Below are 23,245 nucleotides of genomic sequence, written 5' to 3' on the forward strand. Positions count from 1 at the left end.
CTGTCCAGTGCGACGAGCGTGACATCGGCCCGTTAACCAGGGAAAATGTCCGAATCCTCCTGGTAGGCACGCTTGTGGTGCCACCCGTTCGGGTAACGAATCGGTAGCCTGCCTGGGGAGGAACGGGGGAGGGGTCTGGTGCGCGAACTGCTGGTCCACGATCCGCGCCGGGTCGGTGACTACGCGTTGCTGGGCAGGCTCGGCCGGGGCGCGATGGGCACGGTGTACCTGGGGCGCTCCCCAGGCGGCCGGTTCGTCGCGGTCAAGGTCGCCAGGGGTGAGCTGGCCGAGGACCCCGACTTCCGGCAGCGGTTCCGCCTGGAGATCGCCATGGCCCGCGCCGTCGGCGGCTTCTGGACCGCCGCCGTGGTCGGCGCCGACCCCGACGCCGAGCGGCCCTGGCTGGCCACCGAGTACGTGCCTGGTCCGACCCTGACCGAGGCCGTGCGCACCGGCGGTCCGCTGCCCGAACCCGCGCTGCGCGCCCTGCTGGCCGGTCTCGCGGAAGCGTTGGCGGCCATCCACGCCGCGGGTCTCGTCCACCGAGACCTGAAGCCGTCGAACGTGCTGCTCGCCGAGGACGGACCCCGGGTCATCGACTTCGGCATCGCCAAAGCAGTGCGCTCAACCGCGATGACGGCCACTGGCGTGCTCTTCGGGACTCCGGGGTACCTGTCGCCTGAGCAGATCTCTGGGGGCGATGTAGGGCCCGCGAGTGACGTGTTCGCTCTAGGTGCGGTCATGGTCTATGCGGCGACGGGCACGGGGCCGTTCGGGAATGGGGAGGTCGCCGCGCTGCTCTATAGGGCGGTGCACACCGGGCCAGACCTGGACGGGGTGCCTAGTGAGCTGCGCCCGGTGGTGTCGCGATGCCTGAACACGCATCCACAGGCTCGGCCGACGCCGGCGGACCTGCTGGCGGAGGTGGGGGAGGCGCCGACCGGGCACTGGCTACCGGCGCAGGTGCGGACGCTGGTCGAGCGGCACCACACCGAACTCCTCAAGCCCGTGAAACCCCCAACCCCGACCCTGGTGGACCGTCCCGCCGCCCTGCCTCCTCCTCCAGTCGGGTTACCCGGTGCAAAGTCCGGCGCTGGCAACCTGCCCAAGGCCGCATCGCCTCCTGGCCAGTCGCCTTCCGCGGTGAACGCCGATGCCTTGCGGTTGCGCACAACCCGGGTCGTGCCGTTGTTGTGGGCGGTGCTGGCGGGTGGGTGCACCATCGTCGCGATGGCCGCGGTGGCGAAGAGTTCTCGGTATGGGGAGCAGGGGGTGGCCGCGGCCGCGGCGGTTGTCGCTGTGCTGTTCGGGCTTTCGGCGGTTCGGTCCTTGTTCCGCGTGTTCATGGTCCGCCCCCGCGCGGTTGTGGTCGCCGACACGGGTTTGCGGGTGTCTTCGGCGGACGGCGAGCGGCTGGTGCCGTGGCGTGACGTGTCGCGCGTGCGGGTGGTCGGCGACGGCGGCAAACCCTGGCTGGTCCTGTGGCTGCGCGACCCGTCCACCGCCGACCCGGCGCTGGGCAAGCGCCACTCCCGCCGCCACGGCGGTTTCCGCGTCTACCCGGTGTCGCACCACCACGGCAAACAACGCCGCGCCCGCGACGTCCTGGAGTTGCGCTCCAGCCTCCAACACCACGCCGGTGGAACCTACGACCCCACGCCCTGACGAAGCCACTCCAGCGCCGGGCCCGCCTGCGCTCGTTGGAACTCCCTGAGCGTGGGCAAACCGGGCGGCGGTGGCAGCAGCGCGGAGTGCGCGAAGTACCCCGCGACCGCCGCCACAACGGCATTGAGCGCGTCCCGGTCCACCTTCCACCCGGACCCAGCCCAGAGCTCAGCCGCGGGTGGTCCGCCCCGCGCGGTCCAACTCGGCGCCAGGAACACCAGATCCGCCCAGGGCGCGCCCTTCGCCGCGTGCGGCCAGTCCACAAAGTACACCCGCTCCTCGGTCAGCAGGATGTTGTCCGCGCGCAAATCCCCGTGCACCAACGAATCCCCCGCCACGGCCGCCGCCCAGCCCGACTCCAACTCGGCGAACCGCTCCACATTCGCCCGGCACCAGCCGTCCAACCGACCCGTGAGCACCGGGTCCCCCGCGAGGCTGCGCCACCCCTGGAACCCGTCGTCCTGAAACCGCGGCACCTCCACCGGACACGGCGTCCCCACCTCCGCCAACTCATCGAGCGCCCCCTGCACCCGCCCCCATTCCCCCACCCCAGGCACCCACCCGTCAACGTCCTCGAAGACCAACACCACCCAGTCCCCATCATCGTCAACCCACAACAACCCCGGCGCCGAAACCCGAGCGGGCAACCGAGCCGCGATCACCGCCTCCCGCCGGTGAAACACCGGCGAAACCGCGTTGATCCCCCCACTAACCCCCTTGACGAACACACAACGCCCCGACTCCCCCCAAACCCGAGCCGCCACCCCCGGCGAGAACCCACCCACCTGGGTGACCGCCCGCACCACCCCCTCCCCGAACCACTCCTCAAACCGCCCCCGAACCCCCACCGGCACCGAGCCCCACTCAACCCGCCCACCTCCGCGCATACCCCGTACCCCATCACCACCCCCGCCTCCCCACAATCCGATTCCCGCAGTGGTGGCCCCGGAACCGGGCCGTGCGGACAGGGTGTTCTGGCAGATGGTGGACGAGGCGGGTTGCTGCGAGGGCGGGTTGGCGCCAGCGTTCCCTGGGCGCTGGGCGCTGGGCGCTGGGCGCTGGGCGCTCGCGACGGACTGGCCCCTGCTGCTGCTAGCCCAGCTCACCGAGCCAACCCACCCAACCCAGCCCCCCCCCCCCCGAGCCAGCCCACCCAACCCGACCACCGCTCCCGGAACCCACTGGTGCCACCCCAGCCACCCGACCCCGACCACCGAACCCAGCCACTGGACACTCGGAAGCCGAGGTGCCAGATGCTCGATGGGGCGGACCTGTTTTGCGTGGGGGAGCGGTGCCCGTAGCGTTGTGCGCTGCAGGGCCATGCTTTTCGGCCCCAGCTTTGCGGTCCTGCCACGGGTGGCGCAGGGGCCCCGCGCAAAACAGGTCCGCCCCATCGAGCACCCCCACACCCCACGGACCGGGTTGCAATGCCGCAGGCGAGCCGACCCCGAAGCCGCTGGTGCCACCCCAGCCCCACCGAGCCAACCCCGCCAACCCGACCACCGCTCCCAGAAGCCGCCGGTGCCACCCCAACCGACCGAGTCAGCCCCGCCAACCCGACCACCGCTCCCGGAAGCCGCCCACCCGAACTGCTCGATGGGGCGGACTTGTTTTGCGTGGGGGAGCGGCAGTCGTAGCCTTGCCTCGCTGCAGGGCCATGCTTTTCGGCCCCGGCTTGTGCGGTCCTGCCACGGCTGGTGCAGGGGCCCCGCGCAAAACAAGTTCGCCCCATCGAGCCCACCCAACCCACCCCGGATCCAGCGCAATGCCGAAGGCGAGCCGACCGCCCCGACAGTGAAGCCAAAACCAGCAGGCACAATCACGGCATGAGCGCCACCAGCCGACGCGTCCCGCCCCCTGTCTGGGTGGAGTCGATGGGCGGACCTTTGATCGTCATCCCCGTCTCCGCGCTGGCCGCGTGGCGCGGGTGCACGGAGACCGGCGTCATGGTCGGCGACGCCACCGCTCCAGACGACTACGACCGGGCCTGCGCGCTGGACGGCCTGGCTGGTGTCCTCGCCGTCGGCGAGACGGGCTCCCAGGCGTTGGTGCTGGCAGACGAGCCAGCCACCACCTGCTACCTGCCCGAACACCGAGCCTTCCTGCGTTGGCTCGCTGCCGACTCCGAAGCCGGACTGATCGCCGCGGCAGAGACTATCCTCGCGAACTCGGCCACCGAGTGGGTGGACTGCGGCACATGGGTATCGGACGGCCCGGCTGTGCTCATGGACTCCGCCGAAGCGGGCTCCGGATTGGACGTCGAGTACCCGGGCGGTGGGGTGCCCGCGCAGGCGCCCGTCCCGCTGCCCGCAGGCCGCTGGAGGGTTCGGGCCAGCTACACCGAGGCGGACGAGGAGAACTGGGTCGGCCTGGTCCAGCTCATCCCGACAACACGTACACCGCCGATCCGTCCGGTGACGCCGACCCCGAGATGAACCACACCTCATACCCCACAACCCCCACCTCAAGCACCTGATCCGCCCCCGGATCCTTCACCTCCCCCTGATGAACGATATGGCTCAACCCACCCGCCCCCGCCGCCAACGGAACCGACCACAACACCCCAAACGAATCCCGCCCACTGGGCAAACTGGAAGCAGCCCAATCCGGACTAGGCGTCAACGATCCGGCCCAGTGGTACAGCGTCCACCCAGAATAATCTCCGCCAGGCCGATGATAATGAAGTACAGCCCTATTCTCCGCAGCCGCAAGTGAAGCAAAGACCCGAGAATCCCCTTCCCGCAGCCACAACGCCGACCTGGCAGGCTGAATCCGCCGAAGAACCACGCCGCCACTAACGAGATCGAACTCAACCGCAGGCGCCGTCGCCACCGCGCCGAAGGCGTCGCGGCCAGCGAAAGGGATGTCCGGGCGGCCAGGAACTCGTAGCGCGAGATCTGTGTAGTCTCCGGAAAGGCGTTTGTAGTGCACCGTCACCGAGCCCGCGGCCTCGATTTCCGAGGTGTACTGCGTGTCCGACCCCTGCCGTAGCCAGAGTTGGCCGGTGGGGGTGATCAGGCGGTCGCCGCCGTCTTTTTGGTCACCTTTGTGGATTACCACGCCGACTTGGCGGGCGCCGGGGAGGAGGCGGATCCACGCGAATCGGCCGTAGTGGGTTTCGCCCGTGAAGGGGAGTGGGCGGTCCCAGGCTGTGGGGGTTTCGACGTCGCCCCAGGTGTGTAGGCCCCAGCCGTCGTAGTCGCCTGCGGGGCGGTTGTAGTGGATGACCAGCCAGGCCGGTCCTGCGGGTTCGGGGGGTGCGGCCACCAGCCGGATCGCCGCGCTGTCGGCGCCCAGCGGGCCGGAGCCGTCCTTGGCGACCACCCGGAACTCCACCTCCGCGCCCACTCCGGCCCCCGGCAACGCCATCACGTCGGCGAACACCCGGTACGGCGCCGCGTCGTCGGTCCCCAGCACTGTCCACCCCCGCGTTCCCTTGACCCGCGCCGCGAACGTGGCCTGCGCGAACGGCGCCAAGATCCCGTCTGCCCGCACTTCCACGCGCTCGTCGAGCACCGTTCCCACCGCTGGCGCCACCAGCGTCGGGACGACCGAGGCGTCCCGCAGCCGTTCGGTTGCCCGCAGCGCCAACACCGACAGTGCGGGCACGACAACCCGCACTTTCCCTCCTGTGGCCCGCACACGACCCCCGCGCTCCGGGAACTCGACCTGGTACGAACCGGAAGACACCGGAATGTCCACTGTGGTCGAACTCAGCCCCGCGTTGGCCACCACCACGTGCTCACGCCGGTCCCTCGCCGACAACCTGCTGAACGCCACCACATCACCCTGCGCGAACCTCAGTGCTTGCGCCCCGTCCGCCCACACGTCATCGCGGTCCACAAAGGACGACAACGACGCGAGTTGACGGTAGAGCGGGTGCGCGCGGTTGAAGTTGTCCTGCGCCCCTGTCCGCCCGGCTCCCACGAACGTCTCGGCCATGAACTCCGGTGTGCTGCTGGCGAACATGTCCTGCCGCGCCAGCTTGTCCCCACCATGGCCGGCGAAACCCTGCTCGTCGCCGTAGTAGACGACCGGGTTGCCGCGCCACAGGTACATCAGCGCGTTCCCCAACCGCAGTCGCGACAACAGCTCCGAGTCGCTGATCCCCGGACGCCGGTCCCGTAACATCCACGCGATCCGGCCCATGTCGTGGTTGCCGAGGAACGTGGGCAGCGACGCGGCGTTGGAGTCCGCGTCGGTGTAGTGGTCGTCGGCGAGCAGGACATCGGCCAGGCGGTCGGCGCCGCGGCCGGAGAGGAAGTCCGCCGCGCCAGCCTGGAACGGGAAGTCGAGGGTGGCCTGCATGGTGCCGGTGGTGGTGTAGGACGAGGTGAGCTCGGCGTCGTCGCTGTACACCTCGCCGAACACGAAGAAGTCGGGCTTGCCGCGCGCCTTCGCGTACGCCTTCACCTTGGGCGCCAATGCTTGCCAGAACTCCATGTTGACGTGCTTGACCGTGTCGACCCGGTACCCGTCGATCCCCAGCACGTCGATCCAGCTCGTGAAGATCTCCGTCATCCCCCGCACCACCCTGGGGTGCTCGGTCATCAGGTCGTCGAGGCCGAAGAAGTCGCCGTACTCGGTGGACTCACCGGCGAACGTCGAATCACCCCGGTTGTGGTAGAGCGAGGGATCGTTGAGCCAGGCGGGAGTCTTCGCCGCCGGGTCGGTCACCACAGGCGTGTACGGGAACTCCGCGATCGCGGGGAAGTCGGGTTTGCCCGCGTGCGCCTTGATGTCGACGACGTTCCCGTCCGCGTCCCGGTACGGATACGCGCTGGTGCTCCGGTACTGGTTGCCGGGTTCGGCGTAGGAGATGACGTCCGCCGTGTGGTTGGCGACGATGTCGAAGAACACCTTCATCCCCAGCCGGTGCGCGTCCGCGATCACCGCGCGCATGTCCGCCGTCGACCCGAAGTGCGGGTCCAACCGGGTGAAGTCGGTCGTCCAGTACCCGTGGTACCCGGCGGAGACGTCCGCGCCGCTGCCCTGCACCCACCGGTTGGCGAACATCGGCGTCATCCAGATCGCCGTCGTCCCCATCCCGCGCAAGTAGTCCATTTTGGACCGAAGCCCGGCGAGGTCACCGCCGTGGTAGAAGCCCTTGTCCGCCGGGTCGAACCCGGTCTTGAGCCGGTCGGTCTCCGCGGACCCGCCCCGGTCGTTGCGCCCGTCGCCGTTGGCGAACCGGTCCGGCATGACGAAGTAGAACCGCTCCCCGGTCAGGTCCGAGCGCAGAGCGGGTCGCGCCAGCTCCCGATCACCCGGCCGCACCCCCGGTGCGATGTCCACGACCTCAGCGACCGCCAGTCGCTCGGTCGCCGCCCGGCCCGGGTCCGCCACGGCGGGCACCACCACCGTCCACGCCGCCAGTGCCACCGCCGTGCCCACCCGGGCGCCCCGACCCATGCCGACCTCCTCGCGTGAAGGTCACTGCACCAAACCACGGCCCGGGTCCGCCTCGATAGCGCCGACCGGAGGTGGTCGTGCCCACCATCGGGTCACGTCTCCCGCAGACCGAGCCTGCGCAGTTCCAGCCCAGCCAGCGCCCGCACCGCCACCGGGTCGCCTGACCGCCACCCTTCGGCCACCGGTCCCGTCCCGGCCGACCGGGTGAGCGGTTGCGTGCTCAGCGCCCGCACCGCGCCCGACCGCCACGCTTCGGTGACCGGTTCCGCCCGGGCTGGCCGGAGGGGTTGTGCCGACCGTCGGGGCACGTGCCCCGCAGGGCGAGTCTGCGCAGCTCCTACCCGGCCAGCGCCCGCACCGCCGCCTGATCGCCATCCCTCGGCAACTGGCCCCGCCCCGGCTGGCAGGGTGAGCGGTTGCGTGCTCAGCGCTCCGCACCGCCGCCGAGTCCGTCTGCCCGCGACCCTTCGGCGACCGGACCCGTCCCGGCCGACTGGAGTGGTTGTGCCGACTATCGGGTTGTGTCTGCCGCAGGCCGAGCCCGCGCAGTTCCTGCCCGGCTAGCGCCCGCACCGCCGCCGCCGGGTTCGTCTGCCCGCGACCCTTCGGTGACCGGCTCCGCCCGGGCCGACTGGAGTGGTTGTGCCGTCTGCCGCAGGCTGAGCTTGCGCAGTTCCTGCCCGGCTAGCGTCCGCACCGCCGCCGGACCCGTCGACCGCGACCCTTCGGCGACCGGTCCCGCCCGGGCCGACTGGGGGGCCGTGCCCACCATCAAGTCACGTCTCCCGCAGGCCGAGCCTGCGCAGCTCCAACCCGGCGCCCGCACCGCCGCCGGATCCCCTGACCGCGACTCTTCGGGGACCGGTCCCGCCCCGGCCGACCGGGTGAGCGGTTGCGTGCTCGACGCCAGTACCGCCGCCGGGTCGCCCGAGTGCCACTGTTCGGGGACCGGTCCCGCCCCGGCCAACCGGGTGAGAGGTTGCTTGCGCAGCGCCCCGCACGGCCGCCGGGTCGCCCGAATGCCAACCTTCGGCCACCGTCCCCGCCTGGCCAGCCGGAGGGGTTGTGCCCGCCATCGGGGCACGTGTCCCGCAGACCGAGCCTGGGTAGCTCCAGGCCGGCCGGCGCCCGCACCGCCGCCGGACCCGCCGACCGCCACCGTCCGGGCTGACCGAAGGGGTCGCCCACCATCAAGTCACGTCTCCCGCAGACCGAGCCTGCGCAGCTCCAACCCGGCCAGCGCCCGCGCTGCCACCGGATCCCCTGACCGCCACCCCTCAGCCACCGCCCCCGCCCGGGCCGACCGGAGGGGCTGTGCCCACCATCGGGTCACGTCTTCCGCAGGCTGAGCCTGCGCAGCTCCAGCCGAGCCAGCGTCTGCACCGCTGCCGGACCCGCCGACTGCCACCGGCTCCGCCCGGGCCGGCCGGAGGGGTTGTGCCCACCGGCAAGTCACGTCTTCCGCAGGCTGAGCCTGCGCAATTCCAGTTCGGCCAGCGTCTGCACCGCCGCCGGACCCGCCGACCGCCACCGGCTCCGCCCGGGCCAGCCGGAGGGGTCATGCCCACCGGCAAGTCACGTCTCCCGCAGACCAAGCCTGCGCAGCTCCAACCCGGCCAGCGCCCGCACCGCCGCCGGATCCCCCGACCGCCACCCCTCAGCCACCGCCCCCGCCCCAGCCAACCGGGTAAGCGGTTGCGTGCTCAGCGCCCGCGCCGCCAGCAGGTCGAGTCCGGGGTCGCCCAGTGCGCGCAGCCGCACGGCGCCGGTCGCCTGTCTGGTGTACCTGACCCGCAGCGGCAGCCAGGTCACCAGTAGGAACGCCAGCGGCACCACGACCAGCACTGCGGTCGACCAGTACGCCAACTCCTCCACCGCCTGGATCTGGCGCCACCCGGCCTCGCTCACCCGTGCCCCCGCACTCGCCCCGCTGCGCAGCGCCTCAGCCACCGAGTCGCCCACCAGCGGGATCGAGTCCGCCTTGTCTGCCGCGGTGTTGAACGTCCCCTGCAGGGCGGTGCCCGCGTCCATCAGCCGGTCGCCCGGGGCCCGCAGCGCCAGGATCGTTTCCCGGGCGGTCACCGCGAACCACACGGCCAGCGCGGCCACGGCCACGGCGGCGGCGTCGGCCACCAGTTGGCGCAGGGCCCGGTCGGGGCGTTCGGCGTAGACCTTCATGGATCTCCTCACGTGAGGGCCAGGCCACCCCAGAATGCCCCGACGCCCGCCAGCACCGACACCGCCACGTTGCCCAGCGCGCGCCACCGCTGGCCCTGCTCGACCAGCACCAGGGTCTCGTAGGAGAAGGTCGAGTACGTCGTCAGCGCCCCGCAGAGGCCGATCCCCAGCAGCGCCTGCAACTGCCCGACGCCGAGCACCACCCCCAGGACGAAGCTGCCCACGACGTTGACCACGAGCGTCCCCCACGGGAAGCCGGACGGCCGCGGGATGGCCCGGTCGACCAGATAGCGCAAAGGCGCACCGACCGCCGCGCCCAGCGCCACTTGAATGACCTCGTTCATCGCGGGACCGCCATTCGCCGGGTGATCGCGGTGCCCACCCACACGGCCGCGAGCGCGGCGACGAGGGTTCCGAGCAGATAACCGACTGCCGCCACTGGATCCGTGCCGGTCATCCGCTGGAAATCCGCCGTATACGCGGAGAAAGTGGTGAAACCTCCCAAAACGCCCGTGCCCAGGAATGGTCGGACCAGTGGGTGCGGGGTGCGGACCTCGGTGAGCAGGACCATCAGGCACCCCATGGTCAGACATCCGACCGCGTTGATCGCCAGCGTCGTCCACGGCGAGGGCCACAGCACACCCGCCCCGTACCTGGCGAGCGCGCCGAGCACGCCACCTGCGGATACCGCCGCCACCACCGCCGAGGGCCTCATCGCACTCCAGTGTTATGGATCGGCGAACTGTTGTGCGCGCCGTGTCCGGTGTAGAGGATGCCGCCATGGAGTTGCTGGCCGCCACCGACCTGCCCGGCGTCGTCGACGACCTCGCCGATCTGCTGGTCGACGCGGTCGCCGGGGGAGCGTCGGTGGGGTTCCTGCACCCGCTCGACCGGGCGGTCGCCGCGAAGTGGTGGCTCGGACTGCAGTCCGCCTTGGCCGAGGGGCGGGTACTGCTGTGGGTCGCCCGTGTCGACGGCCGGGTCGTCGGGACCGTGCAGCTGCGGCTGTCGGACTACGAGAACGGTCCGCACCGGGCCGAGTTGGCCAAGCTGCTCGTGCACCGGCACGTGCGCGGGCGCGGCATCGGCCGATCCCTGCTGGAGTGCGCCGAGCGCGGCGCCCTCGAGCGGGGGCGCACCCTGCTGCTGCTCGACACCGAGACCGGCAGCCCCGCCGAGCGGCTCTACTCCTCCGGCGGGTGGGTCGAGATGGGGGTTGTCCCCGGTCACGCCCTCAATCCCGCTGGCGAACTCCGGCCGACCACGTTCTACCGAAGACACCTCTCGCCGCCATTGGGCCGCCCGGGTGAGCGCGAACTCTGAAACGCGTCACTTTGGCCCTCGAAAGAGCGCGCGTCAAGAGGGTGTTGTCGGTGTTCGGCCCGCGACAAAACAGCATGATCACGTTCAACGTTGGTGCTGGCCAAGGGTGTTATCGGCGGAGTATGGTCTAGACCACATCACCCATCTGTCCGATTGCCCGGCGCGCGGCACCGGCTCGACCATGAGCGGGCCCGCGAACCGGTCGCGTGACGGTCGAAGGAGTATGCGCAAATGTCCGCTGCGCTCCCGCAGAACCCCAGTCGTCGGTCCGTGCTCAAGGGCATCGGGATGGCCGCGCTCGCGGCAGGCCCGCTGTCGGCGTGCGCCTTCGGATCCTCCGACCAGCCCAGCTCCGGCGGCCCGACCGGCGAGAAGTCCGGCACCAACCCGTTCGGCGTCGTGGCCAACGCCCCGCTCGAGGTCGTGATCTTCAAGGGCGGCCTCGGCGACGCCTACGCCACCGAAGTGCACGAGCCGCTCTACAAGAAGGCCTTCCCCCAGGCCGAGATCAAGCACGTCCCCACCCAGCAGATTGCCCAGACGCTGCAGCCGCGCTTCGCGGGCGGCAACGTGCCCGACATGATCTCCAACGCGGGCTCGGACATGATGGACAACGGCGCGCTGCAGAGCGAGGGCCAGTTGCTCGACCTGTCCCCGCTGTTCGCCGCCCCGGCCATCGGCGGCACCGGCACCGTCCGCGACACCCTGCTGCCCGGCGTGGTCGAGGCGGGCCTCATCGGCGGCAAGCCCTACCTGCTCAAGTACATCTACACCGTCTACGGCCTCTGGTACGACTCGGCGCTGTTCAAGGCGAAGGGCTGGGAGCCCGCCAAGGACTTCGCCGAGTTCGACACCCTGCTCGGCAAGATCAAGGCCGCGGGCCTGCAGCCCTACGCCTACGCGGGCAAGAACGCCTCGTACTACCAGTACTGGATGATCGCCATCTCCGCGGCGCAGATCGGCGGCAACCAGGTCCTGGTCGACATGGACAACCTCAAGGAGGGGGTCTGGACCTCCGACCCGGTCCGCCAGGCGGCCGAGGCGTGGGCCTCGATCGGCAAGAAGTACCTCGACCCGGCCAACGAGGGCCTGACCCACACCGAGGTCCAGACCGCGCAGAACCAGGGCAAGATCGGCTTCTACCCCTCGGGCTCCTGGCTGGAGAACGAGCAGAAGGAGCAGACCCCGGCGGCGTTCCAGTACGCGCTGGCGCCCACCCCGAGCGTCACCTCCTCGGACAAGCTGCCCTTCGGCGCCGTGCGCGCCGCGGCTGGCGAGTCCTACATCGTGCCGTCGAAGGCCAAGAACTCCGCCGGTGGCCTGGAGTACCTGCGCATCATGCTCTCCAAGGACGGCGCGCGCGGCTTCACCGAGAAGACCGGCAACATCACCGTCGTCAAGGGCGCCGCGGACGGTCTCAAGCTGTCCCCGGGTGCGCAGAGCTCCAACGACGCGCTGAACAAGGCCGGTGACAACATCATCACCTACAACCTGTTCGAGGACTGGTACAAGGAGTTCGAGACCGAGCTGCGCTCCAAGACCAACGCGCTGATGTTCGGCCGCATCACCGCCGACCAGTTCTGCAAGGACGTCCAGGCCAAGGCCGACGCGGTCAAGGCGGACTCCTCGATCACCAAGCAGACCCGCTCCTCATGAAGATGCCCCGCGGCGGCGCCAGGTTCGTCATCGGCTTCCTGGCGCTGCCGGTCATCCTCTACGTCGTCTTCGTCATCGCGCCCTACCTGCAGGCGTTCTACCTCGCCTTCACCGACTGGCGCGGTGTGTCGGCCAGCCCGAAGTTCTCCGGGTTCGACAACTTCACCAAGCTGCTGGGCGACCCGACCTTCTGGACCGCGGTCGGCCACCACGTGGTGCTGCTGCTCGTGCTGCCGCTGGCGACGTTGGCCATCGCGCTGTTCTTCGCGTTCCTGCTCAACATGGGCTCGGGCACCAAGGGCGTGCGCGGGTCGAAGTTCTACCAAGCGGTGTTCTTCTTCCCGCAGGTCCTCGCGGTCGCGGTGATCGGCGTGCTGTTCCAGGCGGTGTACCGCCCCGACCAGGGTGGTGTGCTCAACGGCCTGCTCGACCTGGTCGGCATCGAACCGATCGGCTGGCTCACCAAGCCGAGCCTGGCGCTGTGGTCGCTGATCGCGGTCCTGGTGTGGCAGGCGGTCGGCTTCTACGTGGTGCTCTTCGCCGCGGGCATGGCCAACATCCCCAGGGAGGTCATCGAAGCGGCCGAGATCGACGGCTGCGGCCGGGCCAGGATGTTCTTCCAGATCACCCTGCCGCTGCTGTGGGACACCGTGCAGGTCGCGTGGGTGTACCTGGGGATCGCCGCGTTCGACGGGTTCGCGCTCGTGGCGACCCTGTCGGTGGACCGGGGTGGGCCCGACCAGTCGACCACGGTGCTGCCGCTGGAGATCTGGCGGACCGCGTTCACCTTCTCCAAGTTCGGCTACGCCTCGGCGATGGGTGTCGCGTTGTTCGTGCTGAGCCTCACCTTCGCCGTGCTCACCCTGCGGGTGACCCGGCGGGAACGGATCGAGTTCTGATGAGCAACCTCACCGTCGACCGGCCGGTCGAGCGCGGGGGCGCGGGGCGGGTGCGGCGGTCGTCGGGCAAGCGCGGCGGCGGGGTCCTCGGTGGACTCTCGCACCTGGCCCTGGCGATCTGGGCGGCCACGGTCATCCTGCCGATCCTGTGGACGTTCCTGGCCTCGTTCAAGACCAACACCCAGATCTTCAGCGAGCCGCTCGGGTTGCCCAGCTCGGTACACTGGGACTCGTGGGGGCGCGCCTGGGAGAAGGCCAACGTCGGGCAGTACCTGCTCAACAGCGTCTTCGTGGTGGCGCTCTCGACCGCGGGAACCATGCTGCTGGGGTCGATGGCCGCCTACGTGCTGGCCCGCTTCTCCTTCCGCGGCAACCGGCTCATCTACGTCATGTTCGTCTCGGGCATGGTGTTCCCGGTGTTCCTGGCCCTGGTTCCGCTGTTCTTCGTGGTGCGCAACCTGGGCCTGCTCGACACCCACACCGGGCTGATCCTGGTCTACATCGCCTACTCGCTGCCGTTCACGGTCTTCTTCCTGACCGCGTTCTTCCGCACCCTGCCCTCGCAGATCGCGGAAGCGGCGCTGATCGACGGGGCCTCGCACACCAGGACCTTCTTCCAGATCATGGTGCCGATGGCCAAGCCGGGCCTGATCAGCATCACCATCTTCAACGTGATCGGCCAGTGGAACCAGTACCTGCTGCCGATCGTGCTGCTCTCGGGCAACGTCGAGGACAAGTGGGTGCTGACCCAGGGCATCGCCAACATCTCCACCAACGCCGGGTACCAGGCCGACTGGCCGAGCCTGTTCGCCGCGCTGACCATGACGATCATCCCGGCGCTGGCGGTCTACCTGGTCTTCCAGCGGCAGATCCAAGCAGGCCTCACCTCGGGAGCCCTCAAGTGAAACTCGCTGTCGTCGGCGGCGGCTCGACCTACACCCCGGAACTGGTGGACGGCATCGCCCGGCTGCACACCGAGTTACCGGTCACCGAGCTGTCGCTGGTCGACCCGGACACCCACCGGCTGGAGCTGGTGGCCGGGGTGTCCGCGCGGATACTGGCCCGCGCCGGGCACCCGGCGCGGGTCACCACCAGCACCGAGCTGGAACTGGGGGTCGCGGGCGCCGACGCGGTGCTGCTGCAGCTGCGCGTCGGCGGCCAGGCCATGCGCCACCAGGACGAGACCGTGCCGCTGGAGTGCGGCTGCGTCGGCCAGGAGACCGTCGGCGCAGGCGGGCTCGCGATGGCGCTGCGGACCGTGCCGGTGGTGCTCGACGCGGCCGAGCGGATCGCCGCGGTGGCACCGCGGGCGTGGATCGTGGACTTCACCAACCCGGTCGGCATCGTGACCCGCGCCCTGCTCGATGCCGGGCACCGCGCGATCGGGCTGTGCAACGTCGCCATCGGGTTCCAGCGCCGGTTCGCCGCGCTGCTCGACGTCGACCCGGCGCGGGTCGCCCTCGACCACGTCGGGCTCAACCACCTGACCTGGGTCCGCTCGGTGTACGTGCGCGGCGAGGACGTGCTGCCCCGGCTGATCGAGCAGCACGGCGAGGTGATCGCCAAGCAGGTCGGCCTGCCCGAGCACGTGCTGCGCGCGCTGGGGGTCGTGCCGTCGTACTACCTGCGCTACTTCTACGAGCACGACGCGGTGGTGGCCGAGCAGCGGGTGTCGCCGTCGCGGGCCAGCGCGGTCGCCGACGTCGAGGACAAGCTGCTCGCCCTCTACGCCGACCCGTCGGTCGACACCAAGCCGGACCTGCTGGGCAGCCGAGGCGGCGCCTTCTACTCGGAGGCGGCGGTCGCCCTGCTCGCCTCGCTGTTCGGCGAGGGCGGCGACGTGCACGTGGTGAACGTGCGCAACAACGGGACTCTGCCGTTCCTGCCGGACAACGCGGTGATCGAGGTCCCCGCGACGGTCACCAGCGCCGGCGCGCAGACCTGGCCGATCGCCCCGGTGTCGCCGCTGCTGGCGGGGCTGATCGGGCACGTGTCGGCTTACGAGTCGCTGGCCGTGCGGGCGGCGGTGACCGGGGGAGCGGACCTGGTGACCGAGGCCCTGCTGGCGCACCCGCTGATCGGCCAGGTGTCGGTCGCGGAGAAGCTGGCCGAGCGGCTGATCGAGGTCAACCGACCGCACCTGCCCTGGGCGCGATGAAGACGGTCCTGGCGGTCGACGGCGGCAACAGCAAGACCGACATCGCACTCGTGCGGGAGGACGGGGTCGTGCTGGCGCGCGGGCGCGGCCCCGGGTTCGAACCCCACTCGGTCGGTGTCGCCGCCGCCGTCGACGTCGTCGCCCACACCGCCGCGGATCTGTCGTTGCCCGTCGCGGACCACCTCGCGGCCTACGTCGCCGGTGCCGACCTCCCCGAGGAAGAGGTAGCCCTCCGCGACGAGTTCCTCCGCTGCGGCCTGGCAACGACGGCCGAGGTCGGCAACGACACCTTCGCACTGTTGCGCGCGGGTACCACGTCGTCCTGGGGCGTCGCCGTCGTCTGCGGCGCGGGCGTCAACGCCGCGGGCATCGCCCCCGACGGCCGAATCGCCCGCTTCCCCGCCCTGGGCCGCCTCACCGGCGACTGGGGCGGCGGCGGTCACCTCGGCGAGGAAGTCCTCTGGCACGCCGTCCGCGCCGAGGACGGCCGCGGTGTCCCCACTGAGCTCTCCGCCATCGTCCGCGACCACTTCTCGGCCCTCTCAGCCACCGACGTGGCCCTGGCCATCCACCGAGGCACCCTTCCCCGCCACCGCCTAGGCGAACTGACCCCGGCCCTGCTGGCGTCGACCGACCCCACCGCCCGCACCATCACCGCCCGCCTGGCCGAAGAGATCTGCCTCCTGGGCCACTCCATCCTGACCCGCCTGGACCTCCTCACCACCCCCACGGAGGTGATCCTCGGCGGCGGCGTCCTCACCAGCCACACCCCCACCCTGACGTCGGCGATCGAGTCGGGCTACGCCTCCCGTGCCCCCCACGCCCGCCTGATCGTGGCCAGCCAACCCCCAATCCTCGGCGCCATCCACCTGGGTCTCGCCCAGATCGCCGCGTCCCCGGACGCGCACGACAGGGCAGCCGCCAGCATCACCGCAGGCGCCGAGTAGCGGCCCACATCACCGCAGGGCCACCCACATCGACAATGCGCCCGGGTGTCACAGTTCCCCCGGCCGCTTCTCGGCCAAGGCGAAGGTGCGTTCGACCGACGAGAGCATGTCGGCGCAAATCCGGTTCTCGTCCTCGGTGAGACCAGCCGACAGCGCGGTGACCCTGGCCCGGGTGTCCTCGAGCGCCCGAGCGCAGATCTGGCTGTTGACCAGGTCGAGCTCCGACTCGGCCAGGGTGTAGGCCTTCAGGTCCGGGGCGTAGTCGTACCCGACCTGGCCGGTGCCGATCTCGGGGTTGATCAGGGCGAGGCTGACCCCGCGGATCATGGTGAGGTCGTGGGGCCCTTGGGTCGCCGAAAGGCTCTTCTGCAGGGTCGGGAACGGTTCGTGGTCGTCGAACATCCTCGTTGATGACTCGGGGTCGGTGGCGAAGGTGTAGTACCCCTGCTCCGAGCAGGTCGCCTCGACGATCTCGGTCGGGCCGAGCAGCGGTAGGAACGTCGACCGGTCGGACGGGAAGCTGGGGCGGTACCCGACCGTGCGGAAGAAGCGGGCGAGCTCGGTCTTCCACTCGAAGGCGGCCGCGAACTCCTGGCCGGTCTCCTGGCGCACGAGACCCAGGTCGACGCCCAACTCCACGTGGTGGTGGATCACCTTGGCGATGCGGATCTTGGCCAGCGCGGTGCTGACCGAGGTGGCGACCTCCGCGCTGCGCCGGGCGAGGCACCACAACGAGTGCGCGTGGATGTAGATGCGGCGGCCGGGATCGGCTGGGGACATGTCTGCGCCTTCTGGTGAGTGGTTCACAGTCTGTGGCCGCCGGTCCAGATGTCGCGCAGGACCGAGTTCTCGAAGCGGTTGCCGAAGAAGAAGCCACCGCAGCGCGCGTGGGTCCCGTAGGACCGCCACGCCGTCGTGCAGGCCCCGTCGAGGGCTTTGAGCCGGTGGTGCGGAACGCTGGGGAACCAGTGGTGCAGCAGGTGGTAGATGTCATCGGAGTGCGATCCGATCAGCCACCTGCTCACCGGGTTGCCGCGCCAGTTCCGGCTGCCCCAGGACCAGCCGAACGCGCGGAGCCCGCCGTGTTCGCCCAGTTCGGCCCAGTAGCCGATGCACTGGAACGTGGTGAGCCACGGCAGGATCCAGCAGAAGACGACGACGTGGGCGACGACCGACCCGGTCGTGCACAGCGCGACCACGGCGGCCGCGGTCAGCGCGGCGATGGCCAGCAGCCGCACCCGGTCGCCGACCAGCGTGCGGTAGAGCCGCCACAACGGCATGACCGGGATGATCGTCAGCACGACGTGTTTCACGACGAATCCCGCGAACGAGACGCGCTCGTGGGAGGCGTATTCCGTGTTCGTGGCGGTGTACAGGTCGAGATCCGGGTCCTGCGAGCTCCGCCAGAGATGTCTGTGGTGCAATCCGTGTTCGACGACAAACCGCTTGAACGGGACAAAGATCGGCCAAGAGCACAACACCGCGCCCGCCAGGTTGTTCACCCGTCGATCGCGGAACAGTTTGAAGTGCCCGGCTTCGTGCATCAGGTTGGCCAGCGCGCGCATCCTGCTGCCGATGACCACCGCGACGAGAACATAGACAAACGGATCGGCGACGAGCAGGTGCACGGTGATCGCGCCGATGATGACCAGCCAGTCAACCGCCAGGTAGACCCAGTTCCGCCAGTTGTCCCGCGTCGACAACGCCCGGACAAGGGATTTGACCTCCGCAGGCGGCGCTTGCGCCTGCTGGACGCCATTCGGTGACCCGCCCATGTGACCCCACCTCTGCCGTCGGATCCTGCCGCGTTGGGTGCCGTTGCTCAACATCGGCACCGTGATCCGGACTGTTACGCGGAGATGACAGTTTGGGCCGAACGGCTCCTATTCCACGGGCGGGACAAGGCAGCACAAGAATACTGCGAAAGTGTGAACGCGAACTGGCAAGGCGACCGATCAACCGTCGTGACAGCCGGTGGGCGGATGGTGTAGGCCGACCAGCAGAACGGCCGTTCCGAGGTTCTAGATCACCCGATCGCCGGTTTCCGGGTGGAAGAGGTGGAGTTCGTCCGGGTTGCGGATGGCCACTCGGATGGTGTCGCCGAGGGTGGGTGGGGTTCGGCCGTCGACGCGGATGACCACTCGGGTGGGGTCGGGGTCTTGGGGGAGGGACCCGTGGACCAGGGCGTCGGCGCCGAGTTCTTCGACGAGTTCCACCACGACGTCGAAGCCGGGGGTGTCTGTGGTGACCGGGGTGAGGGATTCGGGGCGGATTCCCAGGGTGACCTCGCCGGTGGTGACGGCGGCGAGGGCTTCTCGGGGGAGGGGCACCACGAGGCCGCCGATGGTCGCCCCGGCTTCGGTGATGGCGGTGGTGCGCAGGTTCATCGACGGGGAGCCGATGAAGCCCGCCACGAAAGCGTTGTCGGGGCGGTCGTAGAGGGCTCGGGGGGTGTCGCACTGCTGGAGCACGCCGTCCTTGAGGACCGCGACCCGGTGGCCCATGGTCATGGCCTCGACCTGGTCGTGGGTGACGTAGATCGTGGTGGTCTGCAGCCTGCGCTGCAGCGCGGCGATGTTCGCCCGGGTCTCCACCCGCAGTTTCGCGTCCAGGTTCGACAGCGGTTCGTCCATCAGGAACACCGCCGGGTCGCGCACGATCGCCCGGCCCATCGCGACCCGTTGCCGCTGGCCGCCGGAGAGCGCTTTGGGTTTGCGGCCGAGGTAGGGCTCCAGGTCGAGCAGGCGCGCGGCCTCGAGCACCTTCTCCGAAATGGCCGCTTTGGTCAACCCCTGCAACTTCAAAGCGAACCCCATATTCTGGGCGACCGTCATATGGGGGTAGAGCGCGTAGGACTGGAACACCATCGCGATATCCCGGCCCTTCGGCGGGATCGCGGTGACATCGCGCGAACCGATCCACACCCGGCCCTCGTCGACCTCCTCCAGACCGGCCAGCATCCGCAGCGCGGTGGACTTGCCGGAGCCGGAAGGCCCTACCAGCACCAGGAATTCACCGTCGTCGATGGACAGGTCGAGCCCGTCGACCGCGCGCACCGGTGGCGAACCGGGGTACACCCGCGACGCCGTCTCGTACCGCACTTCGGCCATCGGTCACCTCACGTCCAGATCGCACACGGGCCCACCAGGGTGCCGCATCCCCGCCGAACGCACCAGGCGAATGGCGGGCATTGCCCGAAAGCGTCATCCGAATGCCGCACCGGGTGGTCACGAAACGGTAACGAGGTGCACTTGTGCATTTCCCGGCGTGTACCGGTGGGAGAACAGTGCGAACCCCGCCGCGCATTCAGGAGGGCTCATGTTCCGGTACCGCCGACTCACCGTGATCGCCGCCGCAGCGCTGGTGCTGGGCGCGAGCGGGTGCGGATCGGACACCGCGGGCCAACCGCCGCCCACCCAAGCGCTCGAGGGCATCGGGCCGATCACCCTGGTCACCGGCAAGGACACCTCGGGCAACCTGCAGAACCAGGTCGACGAGTGGAACTCCGCGCACCCGGACCAGAAGGTCACGGTGATCGAACTGCCGGAGGACGCCGACGCGCAGCGCCAGCAGATGGTGCAGAACGCCCAGACCAAGTCCGACGCGTACGGCGTGCTCAACCTCGATGTCGTGTGGACGGCCGAGTTCGCGGCCAACCAGTGGGTGGTTCCCCTGCCGGAGAACGACTTCCCGCTGGGCGAGTTGCTCCCCGCCACCGTCGAGACCGGCAAGTACTTCAAGAAGCTCTACGCCGTGCCGATCACCTCAGACGGCGGACTCCTGTACTACCGCAAGGACTTGCTCGACGCCGCGGGACTGCAAGCGCCCACGACCTGGTCGCAGCTGGCCGAGGCGTGCGCCAAGGTCCTGCCCTCGGCACCGGGGGTTTCCTGCTATGCCGGGCAGTTCGAGAAGTACGAGGGCCTGACGGTCAACTTCAGCGAGGCCGTCAACTCCGCGGGTGGTTCCGTCGTCGGTGAGGACGGCAAGCCGACGCTGGACACCGAAGCCGCGCGCAAGGGTTTGCAGTTCCTGGTCGACGGCGTCAAGTCGGGTCTGATCCCGCAGAAGGCCCGCACCTTCAAGGAGGAGGAAGGCAGGCGCGCGTTCCAAGCGGGCGAGCTGCTGTTCCACCGCCAGTGGCCCTACCAGTACGCCAAGGCCAGCGCCACCGACGGGTCCTCCGCCGTCGCGGGCAAGTTCGCCGTCGCGCCCCTGCCGGGGCTCGACAGCCCCGGCGCGTCGTCGTTGGGCGGGCACAACTACGCGGTCAGCGCCTTCACCAAGAACAAGAAGACCGCCGTGGACTTCATCAAGTACTCCGCCAGCGAGCAGCAGCAGCGCAAGAACCTGGAGAAGACCTCGCAGGCGCCGACCTGGTCCGCGCTCTACGACGAGGCCGACCTGGTCGCCAAGTTCCCGTACCTCACGCAGCTCAAGAAGAGCATCGAGGGCGCGAAGAAGCGACCGGGGGTGGTCAAGTACCAGGAGGTGTCGCGGGCGATCCAGGAAGCCGCCTACGGCGCCATGAGCGGTGACGCGCCCGTTGACGAGGCGCTGAAGTCGTTGCAGGGCAAGCTCGAGGCACTCACCAAGTGAGCCAGGCAGGCGGTGGGGTACCCCCAGGCCCCGCCGCCTGCCCTCCTGGAGGTCGGCTGTGGTCACTTTCGCCCCGGTGGAACCGGGTTCCGCCGCGCCGGGCCGCCGCGCGGGTGCTGGGCGGCTCGCCGCGCTGCTCGTGTCACCGACCTTGCTGGTGCTCGGCCTCGTCGTGCTCTACCCGATCATCTCCGCTGTGCGGTTGGCCTTCTACCAGCGCAACGACGGCGTCGACCCGGAGACCGGCCTGCTCGTGCAGGGCGTCCGGTTCGTCGGCATCGAGAACTTCACCGACATGTTCACCGGTGAGACCGCCGACCGGTTCCTCAACGCCCTGGCCAACACCACGACCTTCACCGTCGTCGCGGTGTCGATCGAGGTGGTCCTCGGTGTGCTGATGGCGCTGGTGATGCACCGCGCGTTCCGCGGCAGGGCGTTGGTGCGCGCGGCGATCCTGGTCCCGTGGGCGGTGCCGACCGCGATCGCGGGTCTGTTGTGGCGCTGGGTGTTCCAGGCCGACGGCGTCGCCAACGACCTGCTTCCCGGTGCGCCGGTGCTGTGGACGACGGACGGCGTCCAGGCGTGGTTCGCCGTCGTCATCGCCGACACCTGGAAGACCGCACCGTTCATCGGGTTGCTCGTGCTCGCCGGGTTGCAGGTGATCTCCGCCGAGATCTACGAGGCCGCCCGACTCGACGGCGCCGGGCCGTGGCGCACCTTCTTCGCCATCACGCTCCCGCTGGTCAAGCCGACGCTGCTGGTCGCGGTGCTGTTCCGGGTGCTCGACACGCTGCGCATGTTCGACCTGCCCTACACCCTCATCGGGCCGGGCAAGAGCGCTACGGACACCGTGACCGTGTTGGCCTTCGAGGAAGCGGTGAAGTTCGGCAAGTACGGACCCGCGTCGGCGTACGCGGTCGTGCTGTTCGTCTACGTCGCCTTGGTGGCCTTCGCGTTCGTGCGGCTGCTGGGTGCCGATGTGTTCGGCACCAAGGAGAGGCGGAAGCGATGAGGTGGCGCTACCTCGGTATCGCGGCGATCGTGGTGTACTGCCTGGCGCCGTTCTACTGGATGCTGGTGTCGAGTTTGCGCCGCACCAGCGACATCTTCGACTCCGGTCCGCTGCCGGACCCGATCTCGCTGGAGTCCTACCGCGCGGCTTTCGCCAGTGGCAACGGGTTCCTGCGCGCGCTACTCAACAGCTTCGTCGTCGCCGGGGTGACCACCGCGCTCGTGCTGCTGCTGGCCACGTTCGCGGGCTACGCCTTGGCGCGCTTGGAGTTCCGCGGGAAGTACGTCGTGCTGGCCCTGATCATCGCCACCAGCATGTTCCCCGGCATCTCGCTACTGGTGCCGCTGCTGGAGCTGTTCTCCGGCATCGGCTGGATCAACACCTACCAGGCGATGATCGTGCCGTCGGTGGGGTGGGTGCTGCCGCTGGCGGTGTGGAACCTGACCGCGTTCTTCCGGCAGATGCCGCACGAGCTCGAGGAGGCCGCCCAGATCGACGGCTGCACCCCGGCCGGGGCCTTCCGCAGGGTGATCCTGCCGCTGGCCGCGCCCGGGGTGTTCACCACCGCGATCATCACGTTCATCGCCGCGTGGAACGAGTTCATCATCGCGCTGTCGGTGGTCAACAAGAACGAGCTCAAGACGGCGCCGGTGATCACCAGCCAGTTCACCGGGACCACCAACTTCGACTCGCCGTTCGGCACCCAGATGGCCGCGGGCGTGATCGTCACGATCCCGCTGGTCGTGCTGGTCCTGGTGTTCCAGCGGCGGATCGTGGCGGGCTTGACCTCGGGCGGGGTGAAGTAGGGGGTCAAGTAATCTCCACCCGGTGAGCGACCCGCAGGCCATCGGCACCCGGTTGCGGCACGTCCTGGAGCTGATGGAGGCCGACGTCGCCCGGGTATACGCCGACGCGGGTCTCGGCTGGTACCGGCCGCGGTTCAGCCCCTACCTGCGCCTGCTCGCCGCCGACGGTCCCCGGTCCATCCGGGGCCTGGCGACCGGGGTCGGCGTCACGCACTCCGCCGCGAGCCAGACCGTCGCCCAGTTGCGGCGCGACGGCCTGGTGACCTTGGAACCGGGCGCCGACGCCCGACAGCGGATCGTGCGGCTGACCGACCGTGCCCTCGACCTGCTGCCGTTCGTCGACGCCGAGTGGGCCGCGACCGCGGCCGCGGCGACCGAGCTGGACGCGGAGCTGCCCCACCCGCTGAGCGCGGTGCTCGCAGCGCTGGAGGAGGCACTGGCGCGGCGCCCGCTGCGGGATCGGATCGCAGGTCGGGCGGGGTCCGCCGAGTAGCCCGGTCGTCACCCGGTCGAGCGGGCGAGCCGGTCGGTGCGGAGTTGCGATTGCTAAGCTGGCCGCCGATTCCCAGCACGGACCCCGGAAGTGAGAC

Annotated in this window: 21 protein-coding genes; 12 read left to right on the forward strand and 9 right to left on the reverse strand. The window is 69.9% G+C overall.

Annotated features, from left to right (window positions below; all coding sequences use genetic code 11):
• The first annotated feature begins 138 nt into the window (after positions 1 to 138).
• Positions 139 to 1,665 (forward strand): serine/threonine-protein kinase, encoded by a 1,527-nt coding sequence (locus JOD54_RS18390; RefSeq protein WP_204451712.1) that lies wholly within the window; start codon positions 139 to 141, stop codon positions 1,663 to 1,665.
• Here JOD54_RS18390 and JOD54_RS35595 read toward each other — a convergent pair.
• Entirely contained in the window at positions 1,647 to 3,059 is a 1,413-nt protein-coding gene (locus JOD54_RS35595; protein WP_307860154.1) for a phosphotransferase family protein, read from the reverse strand. The genes JOD54_RS18390 and JOD54_RS35595 overlap by 19 nt on opposite strands.
• 432 nt (positions 3,060 to 3,491) lie before the next feature.
• Here JOD54_RS35595 and JOD54_RS18400 point away from each other — a divergent pair, with 432 nt between their 5' ends.
• Positions 3,492 to 4,100 carry an immunity 21 family protein gene (locus tag JOD54_RS18400; protein WP_204451714.1) on the forward strand — a complete coding sequence of 203 codons (609 nt, stop codon included), beginning with the start codon at positions 3,492 to 3,494 and terminating at the stop codon, positions 4,098 to 4,100.
• Here JOD54_RS18400 and JOD54_RS18405 read toward each other — a convergent pair.
• From JOD54_RS18405 to JOD54_RS18425, 5 genes are all read right to left on the reverse strand, one after another.
• A complete protein-coding gene (locus JOD54_RS18405; RefSeq protein ID WP_204451715.1) occupies positions 4,045 to 7,077 on the reverse strand; it encodes an alpha-amylase family glycosyl hydrolase in 3,033 nt (1,010 codons plus the stop codon). The genes JOD54_RS18400 and JOD54_RS18405 overlap by 56 nt on opposite strands.
• 92 nt (positions 7,078 to 7,169) lie before the next feature.
• A complete protein-coding gene (locus JOD54_RS18410) occupies positions 7,170 to 7,310 on the reverse strand; it encodes a hypothetical protein (RefSeq protein ID WP_204451716.1) in 141 nt (46 codons plus the stop codon).
• A 1,342-nt stretch (positions 7,311 to 8,652) separates the two neighbouring features.
• On the reverse strand, positions 8,653 to 9,255 hold the full coding sequence (locus tag JOD54_RS18415) for a hypothetical protein (protein WP_204451717.1): 603 nt from the start codon (positions 9,253 to 9,255) through the stop codon (positions 8,653 to 8,655).
• An 8-nt stretch (positions 9,256 to 9,263) separates the two neighbouring features.
• Positions 9,264 to 9,599, reverse strand: a complete 336-nt coding sequence (locus JOD54_RS18420; protein WP_204451718.1) for a fluoride efflux transporter FluC — start codon at positions 9,597 to 9,599, stop codon at positions 9,264 to 9,266.
• The gene (locus JOD54_RS18425) at positions 9,596 to 9,970 is read right to left on the reverse strand and encodes a fluoride efflux transporter FluC (RefSeq protein ID WP_204451719.1); all 375 of its coding nucleotides are present in this window, start codon (positions 9,968 to 9,970) and stop codon (positions 9,596 to 9,598) included. The genes JOD54_RS18420 and JOD54_RS18425 overlap by 4 nt, the downstream gene beginning before the upstream one ends.
• Before the next feature lie 65 nt (positions 9,971 to 10,035).
• Between JOD54_RS18425 and JOD54_RS18430 the strand changes: the two genes are divergently transcribed.
• The 6 genes from JOD54_RS18430 (at position 10,036) to JOD54_RS18455 (ending at position 16,238) form a co-directional block, all read left to right on the forward strand.
• Positions 10,036 to 10,578: a GNAT family N-acetyltransferase gene (locus tag JOD54_RS18430; protein WP_204451720.1), complete on the forward strand. Its 543-nt coding sequence runs from the start codon at positions 10,036 to 10,038 to the stop codon at positions 10,576 to 10,578.
• 231 nt (positions 10,579 to 10,809) lie between these two features.
• Positions 10,810 to 12,234 (forward strand): N-acetylglucosamine/diacetylchitobiose ABC transporter substrate-binding protein, encoded by a 1,425-nt coding sequence (ngcE, locus tag JOD54_RS18435; RefSeq protein WP_239573425.1) that lies wholly within the window; start codon positions 10,810 to 10,812, stop codon positions 12,232 to 12,234.
• Entirely contained in the window at positions 12,231 to 13,133 is a 903-nt protein-coding gene (locus JOD54_RS18440; protein ID WP_239573426.1) for a carbohydrate ABC transporter permease, read from the forward strand. Before ngcE ends, JOD54_RS18440 begins: the two co-directional genes overlap by 4 nt.
• Complete coding sequence (locus JOD54_RS18445) at positions 13,133 to 14,038, forward strand: carbohydrate ABC transporter permease (protein ID WP_204451721.1); 906 nt, start codon at positions 13,133 to 13,135, stop codon at positions 14,036 to 14,038. Before JOD54_RS18440 ends, JOD54_RS18445 begins: the two co-directional genes overlap by 1 nt.
• Positions 14,035 to 15,291, forward strand: a complete 1,257-nt coding sequence (locus JOD54_RS18450) for a 6-phospho-beta-glucosidase (protein ID WP_204451722.1) — start codon at positions 14,035 to 14,037, stop codon at positions 15,289 to 15,291. The genes JOD54_RS18445 and JOD54_RS18450 overlap by 4 nt, the downstream gene beginning before the upstream one ends.
• Entirely contained in the window at positions 15,288 to 16,238 is a 951-nt protein-coding gene (locus tag JOD54_RS18455) for an N-acetylglucosamine kinase (protein WP_204451723.1), read from the forward strand. The genes JOD54_RS18450 and JOD54_RS18455 overlap by 4 nt, the downstream gene beginning before the upstream one ends.
• A 48-nt stretch (positions 16,239 to 16,286) precedes the next feature.
• On the opposite strand, the gene JOD54_RS18460 is transcribed toward JOD54_RS18455, so the two are convergent.
• From JOD54_RS18460 to JOD54_RS18470, 3 genes are all read right to left on the reverse strand, one after another.
• On the reverse strand, positions 16,287 to 17,018 hold the full coding sequence (locus tag JOD54_RS18460) for a hypothetical protein (RefSeq protein WP_204451724.1): 732 nt from the start codon (positions 17,016 to 17,018) through the stop codon (positions 16,287 to 16,289).
• A 23-nt stretch (positions 17,019 to 17,041) separates the two neighbouring features.
• Positions 17,042 to 18,013 (reverse strand): fatty acid desaturase family protein, encoded by a 972-nt coding sequence (locus tag JOD54_RS18465; RefSeq protein WP_204451725.1) that lies wholly within the window; start codon positions 18,011 to 18,013, stop codon positions 17,042 to 17,044.
• 246 nt (positions 18,014 to 18,259) lie between these two features.
• Positions 18,260 to 19,348, reverse strand: coding sequence for an ABC transporter ATP-binding protein (locus tag JOD54_RS18470; protein WP_204451726.1), 1,089 nt, complete (start codon positions 19,346 to 19,348; stop codon positions 18,260 to 18,262).
• A gap of 208 nt (positions 19,349 to 19,556) precedes the next feature.
• Here JOD54_RS18470 and JOD54_RS18475 point away from each other — a divergent pair, with 208 nt between their 5' ends.
• The 4 genes from JOD54_RS18475 (at position 19,557) to JOD54_RS18490 (ending at position 23,148) form a co-directional block, all read left to right on the forward strand.
• Positions 19,557 to 20,837 carry an ABC transporter substrate-binding protein gene (locus JOD54_RS18475; protein WP_204451727.1) on the forward strand — a complete coding sequence of 427 codons (1,281 nt, stop codon included), beginning with the start codon at positions 19,557 to 19,559 and terminating at the stop codon, positions 20,835 to 20,837.
• A 76-nt stretch (positions 20,838 to 20,913) separates the two neighbouring features.
• Positions 20,914 to 21,849 carry a carbohydrate ABC transporter permease gene (locus tag JOD54_RS18480; RefSeq protein ID WP_204451728.1) on the forward strand — a complete coding sequence of 312 codons (936 nt, stop codon included), beginning with the start codon at positions 20,914 to 20,916 and terminating at the stop codon, positions 21,847 to 21,849.
• Complete coding sequence (locus tag JOD54_RS18485; RefSeq protein WP_204451729.1) at positions 21,846 to 22,655, forward strand: carbohydrate ABC transporter permease; 810 nt, start codon at positions 21,846 to 21,848, stop codon at positions 22,653 to 22,655. The genes JOD54_RS18480 and JOD54_RS18485 overlap by 4 nt, the downstream gene beginning before the upstream one ends.
• Positions 22,656 to 22,728: 73 nt before the next feature.
• A complete protein-coding gene (locus tag JOD54_RS18490; protein WP_239574777.1) occupies positions 22,729 to 23,148 on the forward strand; it encodes a MarR family transcriptional regulator in 420 nt (139 codons plus the stop codon).
• Positions 23,149 to 23,245 lie beyond the last annotated feature (97 nt).

Source organism: Actinokineospora baliensis (assembly GCF_016907695.1).
Taxonomy (GTDB): domain Bacteria; phylum Actinomycetota; class Actinomycetes; order Mycobacteriales; family Pseudonocardiaceae; genus Actinokineospora; species Actinokineospora baliensis.